Consider the following 17384-nt stretch of genomic DNA (forward strand, 5'->3'; position numbering starts at 1 on the left):
CCATATCAAATTGATGGCCATCAATTATCGCTTACCTTTTTGTTTTGCAGAATGTCCGCGATTCTCGAGCATACCCGCCATGAGCGATTGGCGAAACGAGGTAAATTACCTTGTACACGAAAGCAAGATCAAGGTGCCCTACACCTGGTCGGTCGGCGACACGGGCTCGCGATTTTTGCGCGCGCTGCGCGACGACAAAAAAATTCTCGCGAACAAATGCCCGAAAACAGGGCAGGTCTTCTGCCCGCCAAAACTCAACTCACCCTATTCGCTCGAACCGATCACAGAATGGCTCGAGCTTTCGGGAACCGGCACCGTCACGACCTTTACTGAGCGCAGCTATGACTCGCGCGCGGCATTGCCCGAGCAATCCAGAATTTACGCTCTCATCACACTCGACGGCGCAACGCAGGCGCTACCGCATCTTTTAGGTGAGGTGGATTTCAAAAACGTCAAAATCGGCTTACGTGTTGAGCCTGTATTTAAAGAAACACGCGAGGGCCATATCTTGGATATTGCTTATTTTCGCCCTACGGGCGAAAATAAGCAATAGGTAAATTACACATGGAAAAAACAGCAATTATTGGCGTGGCACAGACCAAACAGCTGCGCCGCAACGTAAAACAGAACTTCGCCGAAATGGTGTACGAAGTCACCACCGCGGCGCTCGCCGACGCGGGCATTGAAATCAAAGACATCGACAACATCGTCACCGTCTCGAACGACTTTTGGGATGGCAGAACCATATCATCGATGGCGATACAAGATGCGTGTGGCGCCTATGAAAAGAATGTGTCGACCGTCGAAGGCGATGGCACGTTCGGCGCGCACTATGCTCTCACGCGTATTCTCTCAGGTTCTTATAAGAATACCCTCGTCGTCGCGCACAGCAAAGGCTCTGAAAGCGACACGAACCTTATCACGAACGGCATGTTCGAGCCGATCTTCACCCGCCCGCTCGGCCTCGACAATCTGACATCCGCCGCTATGCAGGCGCGCGCGTATATGCATGCTTTTGGCGCAAAAGAAGAAGATTTTGCCGAAGTATCGGTGAAAAACCATGGAAATGCGCTGAAGAACCCATACGCGCAGGTTGCCAAAAAGGTGAGCGTGGCAGACGTGATGGCTTCGCGACGCCTCGCCGACCCATTGAAGCTCTTTGATGTCTCGCCCATATCTGACGGCGCGGCGGCGATGATTATCTCAGGCGACGAATTCACACGCAGCCTTAGAGGCGGCAAAGCCAAGCCTGTCTACATCAAAGGCGCGGCTTTCTATTCAGACGCTTACGATCTTGGCCTGCGCGACCTCGCGCGCTCACCTGCCCTTAAACTCGCTGCCGAAAAGACATACAGCATGGCGGGTATCAAGAATCCCGCGAAAGACGTTGACCTCGCAGAAATCTACGATGCATTCAGCTATATGGAGCTCATGTGGTATGAGGGCCTGGGCTTTTGCGGCGAAGGCAAAGGTGCAGAATTCATGAAAAGTGGCGCTACGCAAATTAACGGCGCCTTGCCCGTAAACGCCTCGGGCGGAGTTTTGTCGGCGCACACGGTTATCGCCGCGGGGCTCATCCGCATGATCGAGGCGACACTACAGATCAGGGGCGATGCCGGTGCACACCAGCTCGACAAAAAAATCAACACGGCGATCGCGCATGGCATCAACGGGCCGTGCGGGCAGGCGCACTGCGTCTGGGCACTGGGGAGTTCAATCTAATGGCACGCAGGGTTGCAGTCATCGGCTCAGGCCAGACTTACCATACCGGGGGGCGCAGCGACGTCAACGGGCAAGAGATGATCACTGAAGCGGTGACGCGCGCGCTGACCGCGGCGCAGCTCACGATCGACGATATCGACGGCATCGTCATCGGCAACATGGACCACTTTGAAGGCATCAACTATGTCGATTCATGGTCGGTGCCCGGCACCGGCGGCACGATGAAACCGGTCATTAAACTCACAACCGGGGGCACGACGGGCACAACGCTCGCGATCGCGGGCTACCACATGGTGGCATCGGGTCTCTTTTCAAAACTGCTCGTGATCGGGTGGGAAAAGAACACCGAATCGGACACGACGGCTGCGATCACCACGGCGTTCGACCCCATCTGGGACAGGCTCGTCTTTGCCGGTGCCATCGGTGGCCTTGCCGTCGAAGCGCAAGCGTATCTCGCACGCCATAACCACAAGAAAGAAGACGCGGCCCGCGTCGTCGTGCGCGACCGCAAGAATGGCGCGAACAACCCGTTTGCGCACGTACAAAAAGAGACGACCATTAAACAAGTGATGGCATCGCCGCTCATCGCCGACCCATTGCACTGGCTCGACATGTGCCCGCGCACCGACGGCGCGTGCGCGGTGATCTTTGCCGACGAATATGTCGCCGAAAAAATTTGTGACAAGCCTGCGTGGGTGCTCGGCACCTCGGTGCGGCACAACGCGTCTTTCACCACTGACGTCAGCCTCGATGGTCTCAAGTCGATGGAGAGCGCTGCGAAAGAGCTGTTCTCAAAAACCGGCATCACCGACCCGCTGAAACAGCTCGACGTGATCGAAATGTACCTGCCGTATTCGTACGCGGGTCTCAGCTGGATAGAATCATTAGGGCTCTGCAAACCCGGTGAAGGCCCCAAACTTTTGTGGGACGGCGTCACCGACATGGATGGTGAGTTGCCGATCAACCCCTCGGGTGGCCCGATCTGCGGTAACCCGATTGGCGCAACTGCCCTCATTCGCGTTGCCGAAGCGACTTTGCAGATTCAGAACCGCGCCGAAGCGCGCCAGGTAAAAGACGCAAAGGTCGCCTTGGCCACCGGCTTCGGCGGCTGCTTCTGGACTGACTTGCTGCTTTTTGGAGCGCAGAAACCCTAAGGGAGTTTCGCGCGTGGCGAAAGCCACGCGCGAAAGAAAAAAAATATGGAAGAAAACAAACAAGGTCAATTTTCAATGAGCTCCGGCGAGGGGTCGCAGCCCTATGGTTACGGTGTCGGCCTCTATGGCAGCAAGTTCTTGCACGAACTCACTGAAAACCACCGCATCACCGGCATACGCTGCCCAAAGTGCAAAAAGGTGTATGTGCCGATGCGCCAGGTCTGCGGCCCCTGCTTTACCGCAATGGACGAACTCGTGCCGGTAGCGTCAGAGGGCAAAATCGTCAGCTTCACGATTCTGCGCTTTCAGTTCTTGGACCCTGAAACCGGCGAAAAAAAGCCGGTGCCTTATGGGTATGGCTTTTTCAAGCTCGACGGGGCCGATAACAACTTTCAGCATTTTCTTGAAGTACCTGAGGATGAATCGCGTTTATGGATCGGCGCCCGGGTAAAAGCCGTATTTTCTGACAAAAAGACCAATTCTCTGAAAGACATCAAACACTTCACGCTAGTGGAGTGACCCGCCTCGCGCCGGGTCACGACCAGATTTCACCCAGAGATTAATTAGGGTTGAGAACCAGTCTCCCTTTATGAATGTGCCGTAGAGCCGGCCGAAAAAGTCCCGCCTGCGTTTGCGCGCGCGATCTGGCATACGCTTTTCGTTTTCTTGAAAAGCCCCTGATTTTGACTTTTTCACCCCCGGCCCCAATACTTTTCCGTCTGAGCGACGGATTTCGCATGAGTTGGCCCTGAAATGGCCACCTACAGTCCCGGAACGTCGTGCTCACGGAATACTCGTCAGAGAAGGATTCTATTTCGATGTTCCAGAAAATTCTAAAACTCTTAGGGGTGAAAAAACACCTCACCGCAGACCAGATTCTGCGCTACCCGAAGCCGATGCAATACGGCCCCGACCAACACTCGATTCGCCTTGAACACCTCGATCAAGATGCCCTCAAAGTCGTGGCGCGCATTCAGCAATGCGGGTGCCGCGCGTATATCGTCGGTGGTTCTGTGCGCGATCTGTTGCTCGGCCGCAAGCCGAAAGATTACGACATCGTGACCGACGCGCACCCGCAAGAGCTGAGGCGCATGTTTACCAACAGCCGCATCATCGGGCGCCGTTTCAGACTCGTGCACGTTGTCTTCAAGGGCGGCAAGATTATCGAGGTGTCAACGGCACGCTCCCTGCCCACGAACCGCTCTTCGGCGAAGAACGAAGATGATCTCTACCTCAAGCGAGATAACCAGTTCGGCACATTCAAAGAAGACGCGGCTCGCCGGGACTTCACAATCAATGCCCTGATATTCGATGTGAAAAACCAGACTATCGTTGATTATGCGGGTGGCTTTGAAGACATTCAGCAACGCGTGGTGCGCGTGATCGGCAACCCTGAAATTTCTTTTCCCGAAGACCCGGTGAGAATGTACCGCGCCGTAAAATTTGCGGCGCTTCTGGGCTTAAGCCTCGACCCCGCGACGCTGAAGGCAATCAACAAGTATAAACCCCTGCTGCTCAAGGCTTCCAGTTCGCGGCTGCATGAAGAGTACAACAAAATTTTCCGCAGCGGACAAGCCGCGACAATTTTCGGCGCATTGCTCAGCACCGGCCTCATGGAAACCCTCATGCCGCACATCGTCGAAGGCGAAGAGCTGGCAACGGATCTCAGCCATGAAGAATTTCTCGAAACCCCGCTGGGCCAGCGCCTGGCGATTGCCGACCGCATGATTCAAGAGCATGAAGATGTGAACCTGAATATCTATTATGCGTTGCTCATCGCCGGCGCACTGCAAAACATCATTCTGCGTAACCAGAAAGACCATGAAAAAACACTCGAACGCAAACTGAAAGAACCTCTTCAAGCCCTGCAAAAAGATCTGGCGCTCACCAAGCGTGAATTCGAAACATTGTTGCAGATATTTGCGACACAGAATCTGTTTCGCCGTGAAGTCACCGAGCGCAAAGGCTGGGTGAAAGAATTTCAGGCACGCAAAATCTTTCAGGAATCGTTCATTGTCTATAAGATCGTTGCTCGCGCCTATGGCGACGAAGGCGCCCTGCAGCGCGCCCTCTTCTGGGAAATCGGCCTCAGACAAAAGTTGCCCGAGTCGATACGCAAGAGCGCTGCTAACAATATCGAGATCGACGATAAAGATTATTCACCTGCCGATATCGCCGATGATAACAGCGTACCCGCAGGTGTGGGCGATGACCAGAAAAGACCGCGTGGCGGTAAACCGAGGCGCCGGCGCGGCAGACGCGGCGGCGCGAACCGCGGCGGTTCAAGCCACGGCAATGCTCCACAAACCGGCGCTGAATAAGCGGCTGCGCAGATTGGGGCTGCTGCTGGCAGCGCTCACAGTTGCTGCCGGGAATCTCTCAGCCTCGACGCCGGCACGGTTCGTCGAAAAAAACCGCAAGGCAATTTACAAGAGGCTCGACGCAGCGATCAAGGCGTCTGGCGTTTTGTATCCCCCGAAAATGGTGCGTTTGGCAGTCTTCAAGGCCGAGCGCCGCCTCGAGCTTTGGCTGCCCGATGCGAATGGCGCGTGGCGTTTCGTAAAAGACTATAAATTCACCGCGATGAGCGGCAGCCAGGGCCCAAAGCTTTATTACGGCGATCTGCAGATACCCGAGGGCATTTACGGCATCGACCGTCTTGACCTGAGCCCCGAATACCATCTGGCGATGCACGTCGACCATCCGAATGAATTTGACCGCGCGATGATCGAGCTTGAAGGCCGCGACCCACGTCATGTATCGACGGGCATCAACGTGCACGGCGGTGCGATCAGCTACGGCTGCGTGGTGATCGGCGATCGCAACATCGAAGAAGTTTTTATGCTGTCATTTCTTGCCGGTAAAGAAAATACGCAGCTCTATATTTTTCCGCATGACACAATCCGGTCAGAACCAGAATTCAAACATTGCGAAAAATGCCCGGTCTGGTATGGCGAGCTCACCCGGCATCTTGAACAAGCCATAAAACAGTTCAGCCGCTGAAGTCGATGGCACCATCGCTGATGCGCTCGAAAGTGGCGGCATCGACGCGCGAAACTGACCTGATCTGCAGATCTTCGAGCAGAAGTTGAAAAGCCTCGATATTTTCCTGAATTGCTGCCGGGCCCGAAACCAGCAGCGAATAGCCGCCGCTTGAAATGGGTATAAAAAGCCCTTTCATACCCGCTTCTGACTCTAAATCAAAACGGTACTTTTGCCCGCGTGGCTCTACCTCGCCGCCGGCTTCGGCGAATGCATGTATTTTCCACAGGTCGGCGGCAGCAAGACCCGCCGCGTCGGGCAGCGGCTGCAGATTTTCGCGTGCTTCGCCTGCCTCGGTGGCAGCGCGCTCGGCGACTCGGCGCCCTGAGTATGCAGGTTCGCTTTCGGTTTCGCGGGCGATGCGAAATTCTGTCACCGATTGTTTTTCGAGTTCATAGCGTGCACCGGGTTTCAGATCGACCCTGGAGCGCAGGGTGAGGCGCTGGCCCTTTATCTCAATCTCGAACGTAGTCGCGTCAGGCCTTACGGCGCCTTTCGCGATGACCAGTATCTCAAACCTTGCGGGCAGGCGCCTGAAAAATTCAAAGTTTCGCGGCAAAACCAGTTTTTCGCCGACGATTTTCATGCGGCTCTGGGTTAAAAAAGTCGCCGCGCAGTGACGAAGCGTTTGGCGTAATACTTGTCTGCGACGTCTGAAAGTGTGACTCCCCGCTTCGATGATGCGTGCGCGAACGAAGTGCCATTGATCAGAATGCCGACATGGGTAATGCGGCCCGGCGCTTCAGACGCCGTAAAGAAAACCAGGTCGCCGGTTTTAAGCGACTGGCGCGGCACCTCGACACCCATCGCGGCGAGTGCGTTGGCGCTGCGCGGCAATTTGCTCGACGGAAACTGCGAGAGCATTGCCTTCACGACAAAGCCAGAACAGTCAATGCCCTTGCGCGTCACACCGCCCCAGCGGTATGGTGTCCCCTTCCATTCGTTGAAGAAACTTTCGAGCAGATTCAGGTTCCAGCTGTTTTTCGCGCCCGGCGCGGCAGCCACCGGAGCCTCTGCCTTGATCTGCGATTCGAGAGTGTCCCACAGCGCGTCGTTTGTATCTGCCGCGGGCGCTTCGGCTGAGCGGCTGGCTGCAGCGCCGGTGACCACAGCCACATGCGCCTGCACAGCCTTCGCAGGCCTCAACTTTTTCAGAACGGCGATTTCTGCTGTAGAAGCTGCAAATGCGGCTGCGTGCGTGTCACCCTTCGCGCGTTTCGCAGTGTAGATGAGGGCAAAACCTTCGGCCTGGTCGGGCACAAGCCCCTTTGTCTGCGCCTCCAGAAAGACCTCTCCCGTTTCTTCAGGAGTTGCACCTGCCGACTGCATCTTTTCGTACACGCGGCCATACCGCAAATAGACATCTTTCGCGATCGTCTGCCAGCTCATGATTTCGGTCAGGTCTGAAATTGTCGACGCCTTCAGGCCCTGGCTTTGCCCGAAATGGCCAAGCTGCAGCGCGGTCTGCAGCTGCCAGTCTTGCAGCTCGAGGTGGCAGGCGCGCGGTACGACCGCCTTGAGTGTGAGTGATACATCCGCCTTTTTATCTGGCAAGACGCGCGCATACCGCGGTAAAGGCCCCGCGTATTTCTCAGCGACGTGATCGGGACAGTCGGCCAGCAATTCGGGAATCAGATTTTCGGGCACCTGTGCCGCCATACCATGCGCCACGAGCATGGCCCCGAAGGCACTCAAGAACTTAACTGATCGGAAATTTTTCATGGGTTTACCTCGCTCATTTCGGTCAATGGAATCTGCAGATAAAAACGTGTCAGCGTACCGAGTTCTGACGTTGCCCCGATAGTGCCCTGCTGCGCTTCGAGAATTTCCCGCGCAAGCAACAGGGCGAGTCCCTTGCCGTATTCCGGGGCGTCGAAATTCTGCGGTTTTTCAAACATGCCCTGCAGTCTTTCGAGTGGCACGCCGTAGCCTGAGTTTTCTACAGAAATGCGCAACATCGTTTTGACCCGCTCGGCGCGAATTGTCAGCTTACCCCAGGCGGGCGTGTAACGAATCGCGTTGCTGAAAAATATCGTCAGAACCCACGCGGTCTTCGCCACATCGCAGCTCACCTGCGGCAGCGTGTACGGAATCGAAATATCGATCTGTATATTCTTTTCGGCGAACTGCGGCTTGAAAGGCGCCAGTGCAATCTCTACCAGAACCGATGGCTTAATCAATTCAGAATGGATTTTAATCGCGCTCATGATAAAAAGAAAGCAACCGGGGTCTTGCCCCGGTCATGAGAGCCGAAAAACTATTTCGGCTTGTTTGAATTTGCAGGCGCTGCTTCTGCCGACTTCGTGGCTTTTCGCTCTTCTTGCGCCAGTTTCGCCGGGTCTTCGCCCTTGATCTTAATACGGTCTTCGCGGTCATGTATCGAATTGCGCGAATCGTTTGCGTCTTTCTTGTATGTGTCAGGGATTGCAAAATCAAAAACCGGGTCGAGCCTCTTTTCTTTCATGAAATAGTTGTCTTTGAATTTTGTTTGCAGCTCGTAGTTGTCATAAATGCGGTTTAGCTGCATGACCATGATGCCGTTGACTTTCGCCTGGCGGCACATGTTGATCGCCGCCTTGTAGCTGTCGATGCGGCTCTTCTTCATGGTGGGTGGCATGGGCTTACCCTTTTCGAGCCACTTTTCAAGATCCATCGCTTTTTGGCGCGCGACCTTCGCCTGCCCCAGCTGCATAAAGCCGTAATCGATATTATCGATCATTGCTTTTTTGTCGTAGAGATAATGTATTTCTTGCGGGTCGTAGAGACGTTTTTCGAGCGCAACCGGTTTTTTATCGGCGCCGATGCGCACACCGGCTTCGCGTTTGTCGCCGATCGTTTGTGTCGCGAAAGGCGCTTTGCGGTTGTAGCGAATTTCAATTTCAGTCGCTTCTTTCACTGCCTGCTGCAGAACAGTATTGGTGCGGTCGATGTAGAAGAGCGACATTTGCTCGTAGAGCTTCTCGAGGCTGTTTTGTACTTCGAGAAAGAGTTTGTATGATTCGACAAAGTTGTCTTCAAAGAAAAAGCTCAGCGCGACAGAATACTTCTGCTTGGCTGCGTCATAATCTTTGACGAGTTCGGGCTTTTCAGAGCCAAAGTTTCTGAGCGGCACGTCGAGATAGACGATCTGCTCGAGCGCCTCAGCACGTTTGTATTTGGCTTTCTCAGCCACGTTCTCTGCCCAGGCAGAGCCGAGAGCCAACAGAAATACGAAGGTTGTTATCTTGCGCATGGATATCCTCATTACATTGTCGGGAAATACAGGTCAAAAGTAAAGCAAAGCTGCGCGTTTTTGGGCGCTGCCGGGGCCGGCCCCCGCTTGACAGGGCATCTCGGCGCCGGGGCTGTAGCGGCTGCGAATCATGCGGATCTCGAACCTTACAGGCCGTCTTGTACTTATCGCTGCGTTTCTTCTGACCGCCACGGCTGATGCTCGCTCGTGGGACGATCTAGACGAAGGCGAAATCGAAATATATGGCCGAGAACGTGAAGAAAAGCTGCCGCTGCGCCTGTTTTTCGTGCAAAAAGAGAAATGGGAGGCCCACGAGTCATTCCATGCACTCTGGCTTTACGGTTATACCGATTATCCCCGGTATCGCAGCGACAGGCTGCTGCCGTTCTATTACCGGCTGCACAGCAAAATCGACAACCGCTACCGGTTTTTCAGCCCGGTCTATTTTCACGAACGCGACGGCACGGACAACGACCGCTCACTGCTTTGGCTGTACTATTGGGGCGCCGACACAGGCCGGCAGCGCGATTATTCGCTGCTGTTGCCGGTTTATTACCATGCGAGGCGGCAGACCGAAAAGGCTTCGCTCTTTGTTTCACCGCTCTATGCCCGCGAGACCTATGCAAGCGGCAGCGACGCGACACTTGCCTGGCTGATCTATTGGGGCGAAGATTCGGCGCAAATGAGTTCGCACAGCACAGTGCTGCCGCTGTATTACCATCGTAAAGAGGCTGATGTTTCGCGCACGCTGATCACTCCCCTGTTCTGGTACCGCCGCACCGGAGTCGGTGAAACCCGGCAAATGTCATGGGGCGCCCCGCTCTTGCCGCTCGTCATGTATGACACCTCGCCCGATGAAACCGACCTGATTATCTTGTATCTCTTTCGCCACCGCAGCCGGCCAGACAAGACGCTCAGCCATCTGTTGCCGCTGTATTATTATTCGGGCCATGGTGGTTACAGCACGGCATCTTACCTTTTTCCGCTCGTCTGGGTTACCGAAAGCCCCGAGCGCTCGAGCTGGTTTATCTTTCCGCTGTTCTATTCGGCCGACATGCAAAAGAGTTCGACGCGTATTTCGCCAGTTTACGTTTCGCTGGTCGATGACGCCGAGAATTTCAAGCTGCTTTTTCCGCTCTATCTGAATTACCGCACCAAAGACTATTCCCTGCACGTCAATGTGACCGGGCTCTCGCTCTCTGAAGAAGAACTGGCGCTCAGCCCCGCAGCGTTGGCGTTCAGCCGCGAGAAGATCGTGCTCGACTGGAACCTCGGGTGGTTCTACAACCTGTTTCGTATTTCGTCGCGGCACACGCTGCATCTGGGTGACGCCCCGGCACCGACCGCGCCTGCACTGCCGACTCCCGAACCAACAACGCGCAAACCGGCAGGCAAAATCAAAGCGACCAAGCCACCCATTGAGCCCCCGCCGCAGGGCGAAGCGCGCTTGCTGACAAAACGTGAGCGCACCCGCGCCGATTCTACAAACTTCTTCGGTTGGTATATGCTGTTCGGCGCATCGGCTTATGAGCGCGCCGACCATTACCGCCACTTCAGATTGCTGCCCCTCAGCTGGCTCACGTGGAACACGCAGAACGACCAGGGTGTTCAGACTGTGATACCCTTCTACGTGCACTACCGCGACGATGACACGCGCTATCTGGTACTGTTTCCCGTTTATGGTGCGGAGCAACGTTTCTACAAAGACTGCACGGGCAGCAAAACCGCATGGCTGATCGTCGCCTACTGGAACGAATATGACTGCGAAACGCAGACGGCAGAACAAACCGTTCTGTGGCCGGTCTATAATCGCTATGAATCCCGCGAATCAGGCGGATATAGAATTTTTCCGCTTTTCTGGAAAAAATGGCGGTCGGCGCCCGAGGGCGAAACGCAGGTGCACTTTTCGCCTTTGCATTACACGCAGGCAAGCGGTGAAACTTATCGCACAGTTTCGTGGCTCTTTTACCGCAACCGTTACAGCGAGAGCGGTAATTTCGGCATCTGGGGTTTATTGCATTTCGCTCGGCGGGACAACGATAGCGAATCGACAAGCTACATTTTTCCGGTTTACCACCACCGGGAAAGCCGGCCCGCAGGCGAAAATACACCGCCTGAAAGCAGCTCGCTCACGACATTCGCTGCGCTTTTTTGGCGGTACTATGCAGATCGCGACAACCATTTTGACCAGGGTGTACACGCGTCGCCACTCTATCTCTGGTTTGGCGATCGGGAAAGGGATTATTTCTATTCGTGGCTGTATTACCGAACGGCGACACCGGGCATGACGAGCCGCGGCGTGCCGCTGATCTATCACCAAAAGAGCCGCAATGACGCGACGTACTCCAACTTTTACCTTTTCCCGTTCTACCGATCGCAGCAAAAGCATACGGATGAACGTGGCGACGAGCATGTCACCTGGCTTTTTCCCGTTTATTATGCGCACACCTCGGCTACCGAGACAAAAAGATTCGCCGGCATTTATTATTACGAGCGCAGCGCGACCCACACCACAGACCTCGTGCCGCTGGTCGCGGGTACGCGCACCGAAAAAACGGCCGGCCTTTTTTCATGGCATGCAGTCGTGTGGATGGTCTGGTACGAAAGCCGGCAAGACTCCAAACAATTTCGCCTGGGCTACGGAGTGCTGCACAGCTACGAACGCGATCTCGAAACTTTCAGCTGGCATCTCGCGCTCGTCACCGGTTATAAGCGCATCGATGCGCAGAACTACCTGCGCCACCACCTGCTGCCGCTGTGGTGGTATTCGACGAGCGCGGGCGACACCGCTTTGCACCTGCCCTTCTTGCTCGCGACCTTTCAGTCGAGCGCCGACGGCAACCGGCTGTTCAGGGCTGTCGTGCTGGGGCTTCTGTACTACCAAAACAGCGACTACGCAGCTTATGACCAGACGCTCGGTGTCGCGCTCGGCGCGCTGTATTACCATAACAAGTACCCCGAACGCCGCTTTGACTCGTATGGCAGTCTCTACGGATTATTGTGGCACTATGAAACCGAAGATAACTACAAGCGTCTCGCGCTCTTGACTTTTGTCTACATACGCACCGAAACCGAGCGTGGGGTTAAACACCGACTGCTTGGTATTCCGCTGTAAAAGGTTCAAAAAAGTTCGGCGCGGTCGGGCGAAAGCTGTGCGGCAAAATTGCCTGTGGGTTGATTGCCTGCTAATTGGTGTGCGAGCTCGGCGGCAAGCGCAGGTGCGAGAGACATGCCGCGGCCGCCGAGACCCGCAAACCACCAGAGATTCTTGACCTGCGTATCGGCGCCGCAATACGGCCTGTTATCTGCCGGCATTACCCGCAGGCAAGTACGCCAACCGGTGAGATTGCGTTCGGCCAGAAGTGGATATTCCCTGGCGAGCGTTACGAGGTGCTGCGGTACGACCTCTGCTTTATCGACAGCGACACCGGCCCCGTGCGGAATCTGCTCGCCTGCCGTTGCGACCAGCAGCTTGCCATCCGCGCGGAAATAACAGCTGGTTTCTTCATTCCATTCTACGGGGCCCGTGTAACCTGTCACATTGGCATACTCATAAAGATTGCGACGGTGCGCGACGAGACCCAATGGGCGCCTGAGCGCAGCGGCGTGCTGCAGGGCGCCCTCGCCGCTCGCAATCACGACTGCGTCTGCAGGCGTCAGCGAAAGATTGTCATTGCCCGCCTTGTTCTTCAGCGCTACGAGCCTACTCTCATGGATTTCCAAATCGGCATCAAAGCCGAAGCTGACCCCACCCCCCGCTTTGGCAGCTGCGAGCAGCCTCGCGAGCACAGCTTTCGCCGAAAGGGTGCCATTTTGGGGCAATAGATAGCCTTCATCGCGGCCATGCGTAAATGCCCTTCGTTCAGCGTTTTCCAGACTATAATCAATATCCCAGGGTTTAATAATGAGGCCACATTCAGTAAAGCCGGGCTCTTCGGCACGATAGATGGCGAGTGTCTGCTCGGCATAATGGCGAATCACCGGGTCAGTTTCGTATGTGCGAATAATCCCCGCGTTCTTACCCGACGCATAAAGACCAATTTCATGTTCTTTTTCGAGAATACACCACCGAATGCCGACGCGCGACAGCGCTGTGGCGAGACTTAAGCCCGCGATGCCTGCACCCAGAATGTAGACCATGAACACGTAACGCATGCAAGAAAACCGCATGCACCGGCAAGCAGGAGCTGCCGGTGTAACATCCAGGTGATTTTTTTGCGCAAAAGTTCGGCCGATTCGTGCCGAAAATGTTTATAGTGCGCGTGCTCGATCGACTGCTGCTGAGTATTGCCGGGTTGTCGCTCGTGCTGATGCTCGTAATCTTTTTTTCTGATGATTCGCACCTTTCTGCGCGGCCCCTGACTTCGCAGAAAACCACGCGGCTCGACCGCGAAATGCCGGTTTCGCTCAACAATACCTCGTACTCAGACCATCAGGAGCTAAAGAGCGCAGACGTCGATGTTGCACTCGATCGTTATTTTGAAGAAATTCGTGTCAACCCTGAGCGTGGTGAAGAAGATTTGCGCCTCGTCGACGAGCTCGTGCCTGAAGAGAGCGGCCTGGCACCTTCTGCTGTGCAGCCCGAGGTCACAGAGCAGGCAACCGAGCCTACTGCACCGGCGCCCCATGAAAAGCCGTCAGCGAAACCCAAACGCGGGGCAAGAGTACAGGTGGTAAAGCACGCGGTAAAGCCCGGTGAATCTGTCTGGCGGCTCGCGCAGCGTTATGGCGTGAGCGTCGCAACCATAGTCAATGCCAACAAAATTAAAGAAAAAACGGTTATTCAACCCGGCGACACACTGCGCATACCCGACCGCACGGGTATTTTCGTCAAAACCAAACGCAGCGAATCTCTGACCGAAATCGCGAAGCGCTACAAAGTACCGGCAGAAACCGTGCGTAAAGCCAATGGCCTCGCAGGTGTGACCATCGCGCCGGGTAAAGAGCTGTTCTTGCCCGGCGCTTCACCCCTGCCCGAGATACGTTATGTGAAACAGAAAGTATTTTCATGGCCAATCAGGGCGAATAACCGCCTGACTTCAACTTTCGGGTGGCGTATTCACCCCATTACCAAGAACCGGGCCTTCCATTCGGGTATCGACATCGGAGCTTCGATGAAGACTCCGATTCACGCGGCGGCTGATGGTGTCGTGGTATTTTCAGGCGATGGCGGCAGCTACGGCAACATGATTATTCTGCGCCACAAGAACGGTCTTTTTACGGTTTATGGACACGCGAGTAAGCTGATCGCCAAGAAAGGCAAATTTGTGCGGCGCGGGCAGAAGATCGCGCTTGTCGGCTCAACCGGTGCGTCAACCGGCGCGCACCTGCACTTTGAAGTCAAGAGTACCTCGAAGCACGTGAATCCGCATATTGCCCTGAAAAAGACTGAACGGGTCGCTGTCAAAAACAAAGACGCCTGATGCGTATTCCGTTTTCGCGAGCGCCGCTCACCTGGGAAAAAGCCTCACCTTATCTTAAGCGCGCGATTGATAACGGCTGGCTCACGACCGGCCCCCTCGTGCAGCAATTCACGGCAGGGCTTGCGGCCTTTCTCGAAACCGAGAATGTCGTTCCCGTGTCGTCGTGCACCGCCGCGCTGCAGATTACCCTCGCTGCGGCAGACCTGAAAGCCGGCGACGAAGTCATTCTGCCTTCAAACACTTTTATCGCCACGCTCGAAACCGCAGAGCTGCATGGCCTGACACCGCGCCTCGCTGACATCGATAGCGACACGTGGAATATGAGCCTTGAATCCGCTGAAAAGCTGATCACGGCCCGAACGCGGGCAATTATTGCGGTGCCTTTTGCGGGCAACGCCTTACCAATGGAAAAACTACAGGCACTCGCAAAGCGGCACAAGCTGACGCTCATTCTTGACTGCGCGCATGCCCTCGAAACCAGGTATGCGGGCAAACCCCTGCATGCGTATGCGGATTTCAGCTGCTACAGTTTCTACGCGACCAAGAATCTGACGACTGCAGAAGGTGGTGCAATTGTCTGCGCGGCAGAGAGCATCGAGCGCGTTCGGGCACTGTCTCTGCACGGCATGTCGCGCGCCGCCTGGAACCGCTACGCCGGTGGTACATGGCGCTATGACATCGTCGAGACCGGCTTCAAGGCGAATCTCACCGACATTCACGCAGGCATTGGCCTGGCACAGCTCGCCGAATTAAGGCAGAATCATGAAAGACGGCTTGCACTCGCCGCGCGCTACGAACAGGCGCTGAGCGATCTGCCGGTGAGAATGCAGAAGCTCACCGACGACATGACGAATGCCAGCGAGCATGCGAGGCATCTTTTCTGCATATCAATCGACAAGAACGCGCGGGCCGACCGCGATGCGGTGATCGATGCGTTTCGGGAAAAATCCATCGGCTATTCGGTGCACTTTATTCCGTTATATGAGTTCAGCAACGTCAAGAAGTTGCACGGCTTTCAAGAGGTGGATTTTCCGCATAACGCAGAATATTTCGCGGGTGCGCTGTCTCTGCCGCTCTACCCGACGCTAACCCACGCCGAGCAGGATGAAGTTATTTCGCTTCTTCGAGCATCGCTTGCATATGCCGCGGCAACGTAGGCGACACCGAAACCAGCCTGTCTTCGCCGACATGAATCACCTGACGGCCCGCTGCGGTGCGCAACGGACTGCGGTAGAGCATGCCTTTGCCGAAGTTGACCTCGACGTTCGGGTAGAGCTGCGCTTCGACGAGCACAAAAGCCCGGTCGTGCGCGGAGTATGAATTCTGAGCGGTCTCAAGCTGCCTTTGGTCTGAATCAACGAGCGCCTTGTATTTTCTGAGCGCCATCACCAGCTTCTCACGCGTCTCGGCTTCTTTCGCATCAAGCTGGCGCTTTTTCATGGCGTCGTTAAGCCGGTTGAGGCTGACGCGAATTTTTTCGAGGGTGATTTCTTTCTCGCGAATCGCCGCGACGATTTCGTCAATAACCGTGCGAATTTCAGGGTCGACACCCACCACGACGACAGTTTTGGTTTCACCGGCGCCACCAAGTTTGTTGCATTGAACGTACTTGCCCGCCGAGACTTCGCCGCCGGTGATATCGCCTCTGCCACCTTTCACAACAACTGCCCCGCCGGCGGTGAGTCTTGAATGCAGAGAAGCTTCAGAAATGAAGATAGAACCTTTCGCGACGACAGTACCCTGCTCGACGAAGCGCGCATAGACGTCGCCACCAGAAGTGATCTTGCCCTCGCCGCGCCCCATAAAGCCGGCCGACAGTATCACGTCTTTGCCAGCGGTAATTTCGCAGACGCCAACACTGCTCTGCAAGATTATGCTGCCTGAAGCGTTGAGTCGAAAACCATCTGCAACCGATTGCTCAACAATCACCGAACCTGGAAAGTCAACGTTGCCGGTCGAATAGTCGATGTTCTTCAGGTAGACGACCTCATCGACCCTGATCTTGCCGTTACTCTCGAGCACCGGGCGGCCCTCGATTTTCGAGATGAGTTGCTTGCCATCGGGCGAAATTTCGACGTTGGCGCCGAGTTGAAACTCTGCGATTGTCCCGGGCTCGGCGGGCATAATTCGCCCGCTGACTGCGTAACCGGCCTCACCCAGCGTCGGGTCTACCTTCTCGGCGATCACTTCGCCGGCCTTCGCCGAGCGGATCAGGTTAACATCTTTGAAATCAACCTTCTGCGCCTTCTTGTCGATGCGGGGTTTGTTGAATGTTTCAAAGAGTGGCCTGATATAACCGTTCTCACCGGCGATCGGTGCCTTGCCTTTCGCAACGGTAATCAGCCGATTATAAACCGGCTTTGTACCCAGGCCTGCGAGCACATCGGCCATGACACCTTTGATGACACCGTGGTCTTTCAGCAGCTGCTGCAGACCTTCGACAGTCGGTGGCTTACCGCCACCTTCGGGCGGCTCGATAAAAAGTTGTGCCGTCATCTGCTCGGCATCAACCTGAACTTCGGCAACTGCGTTCTTGCGAATAATCAGCTTCGGCCATTCACCGATGATGTGCGCTTCACCTTCAGGAGTTCGCCCTTCGCTGGTGTTTTTGATCAACCGCTCAATCGAAACGGTTTTTTCGGGAACGATCTTCATTGAACGTATGCGGTTCATGAGATCGGTTGGGTGCACAGGCCTGCCCTTGCCAGTCGGATTGAATATTTTTATGACTGCTTTGCCGTTTTCTTCGAGAAGCTCGAAGCTACCGTTCTGCGACGATTCAAGCTCTTCCATGAGCTTACGCGTCATTTC

15 protein-coding genes are annotated in these 17384 nt (G+C 55.3%); 9 read left to right on the forward strand and 6 right to left on the reverse strand.

The genetic code is table 11. The annotated features are described in order from the left end of the window. Nucleotides 1–79 precede the first annotated feature (79 nt). The 6 genes from TURPA_RS18240 (at nt 80) to TURPA_RS18265 (ending at nt 5879) form a co-directional block, all read left to right on the forward strand. Nucleotides 80–553, forward strand: a complete 474-nt coding sequence (locus TURPA_RS18240) for a Zn-ribbon domain-containing OB-fold protein (RefSeq protein WP_014804740.1) — start codon at nt 80–82, stop codon at nt 551–553. A gap of 11 nt (nt 554–564) precedes the next feature. Further along, nucleotides 565–1722, forward strand: a complete 1158-nt coding sequence (locus TURPA_RS18245) for a thiolase family protein (RefSeq protein WP_014804741.1) — start codon at nt 565–567, stop codon at nt 1720–1722. Further along, nucleotides 1722–2876 carry a thiolase C-terminal domain-containing protein gene (locus tag TURPA_RS18250; protein WP_014804742.1) on the forward strand — a complete coding sequence of 385 codons (1155 nt, stop codon included), beginning with the start codon at nt 1722–1724 and terminating at the stop codon, nt 2874–2876. Before TURPA_RS18245 ends, TURPA_RS18250 begins: the two co-directional genes overlap by 1 nt. A 45-nt stretch (nt 2877–2921) precedes the next feature. Beyond that, complete coding sequence (locus TURPA_RS18255; protein ID WP_169314428.1) at nt 2922–3395, forward strand: Zn-ribbon domain-containing OB-fold protein; 474 nt, start codon at nt 2922–2924, stop codon at nt 3393–3395. A 260-nt stretch (nt 3396–3655) separates the two neighbouring features. Further along, on the forward strand, nt 3656–5197 hold the full coding sequence (pcnB, locus tag TURPA_RS18260; protein WP_053332239.1) for a polynucleotide adenylyltransferase PcnB: 1542 nt from the start codon (nt 3656–3658) through the stop codon (nt 5195–5197). After that, nucleotides 5172–5879: a L,D-transpeptidase family protein gene (locus tag TURPA_RS18265; RefSeq protein ID WP_014804745.1), complete on the forward strand. Its 708-nt coding sequence runs from the start codon at nt 5172–5174 to the stop codon at nt 5877–5879. Before pcnB ends, TURPA_RS18265 begins: the two co-directional genes overlap by 26 nt. Here the strand turns inward: TURPA_RS18265 and TURPA_RS18270 are convergent. The 4 genes from TURPA_RS18270 to TURPA_RS18285 are packed head-to-tail and all read right to left on the reverse strand — an operon-like array spanning nt 5869 to nt 9150. Further along, nucleotides 5869–6504: a hypothetical protein gene (locus TURPA_RS18270; protein ID WP_014804746.1), complete on the reverse strand. Its 636-nt coding sequence runs from the start codon at nt 6502–6504 to the stop codon at nt 5869–5871. The two genes, TURPA_RS18265 and TURPA_RS18270, sit on opposite strands and share 11 nt — an antisense overlap. Nucleotides 6505–6515: 11 nt before the next feature. Then, nucleotides 6516–7640: a C40 family peptidase gene (locus tag TURPA_RS22280; protein ID WP_014804747.1), complete on the reverse strand. Its 1125-nt coding sequence runs from the start codon at nt 7638–7640 to the stop codon at nt 6516–6518. Then, nucleotides 7637–8125, reverse strand: coding sequence for a sensor histidine kinase (locus tag TURPA_RS18280; RefSeq protein WP_014804748.1), 489 nt, complete (start codon nt 8123–8125; stop codon nt 7637–7639). Before TURPA_RS18280 ends, TURPA_RS22280 begins: the two co-directional genes overlap by 4 nt. 50 nt (nt 8126–8175) lie before the next feature. Next, nucleotides 8176–9150, reverse strand: coding sequence for a hypothetical protein (locus TURPA_RS18285; RefSeq protein ID WP_014804749.1), 975 nt, complete (start codon nt 9148–9150; stop codon nt 8176–8178). Nucleotides 9151–9280: 130 nt separating this feature from the next. Here TURPA_RS18285 and TURPA_RS18290 point away from each other — a divergent pair, with 130 nt between their 5' ends. Next, on the forward strand, nt 9281–12265 hold the full coding sequence (locus TURPA_RS18290; protein ID WP_014804750.1) for an LA_1737 family protein: 2985 nt from the start codon (nt 9281–9283) through the stop codon (nt 12263–12265). A 5-nt stretch (nt 12266–12270) separates the two neighbouring features. Here TURPA_RS18290 and TURPA_RS18295 read toward each other — a convergent pair whose 3' ends face one another. Continuing rightward, on the reverse strand, nt 12271–13305 hold the full coding sequence (locus TURPA_RS18295; protein WP_014804751.1) for an NAD(P)/FAD-dependent oxidoreductase: 1035 nt from the start codon (nt 13303–13305) through the stop codon (nt 12271–12273). A 92-nt stretch (nt 13306–13397) separates the two neighbouring features. Here TURPA_RS18295 and TURPA_RS22285 point away from each other — a divergent pair, with 92 nt between their 5' ends. Beyond that, entirely contained in the window at nt 13398–14573 is a 1176-nt protein-coding gene (locus TURPA_RS22285) for a peptidoglycan DD-metalloendopeptidase family protein (protein WP_014804752.1), read from the forward strand. Beyond that, nucleotides 14573–15730 (forward strand): DegT/DnrJ/EryC1/StrS family aminotransferase, encoded by a 1158-nt coding sequence (locus TURPA_RS18305; RefSeq protein WP_014804753.1) that lies wholly within the window; start codon nt 14573–14575, stop codon nt 15728–15730. Before TURPA_RS22285 ends, TURPA_RS18305 begins: the two co-directional genes overlap by 1 nt. Here the strand turns inward: TURPA_RS18305 and TURPA_RS18310 are convergent. Then, nucleotides 15684–17381, reverse strand: a complete 1698-nt coding sequence (locus TURPA_RS18310; protein WP_157210591.1) for a flagellar assembly protein A — start codon at nt 17379–17381, stop codon at nt 15684–15686. The two genes, TURPA_RS18305 and TURPA_RS18310, sit on opposite strands and share 47 nt — an antisense overlap. Nucleotides 17382–17384 lie beyond the last annotated feature (3 nt).

It is taken from the genome of Turneriella parva DSM 21527 (assembly GCF_000266885.1).
GTDB classification, from domain to species: domain Bacteria; phylum Spirochaetota; class Leptospiria; order Turneriellales; family Turneriellaceae; genus Turneriella; species Turneriella parva.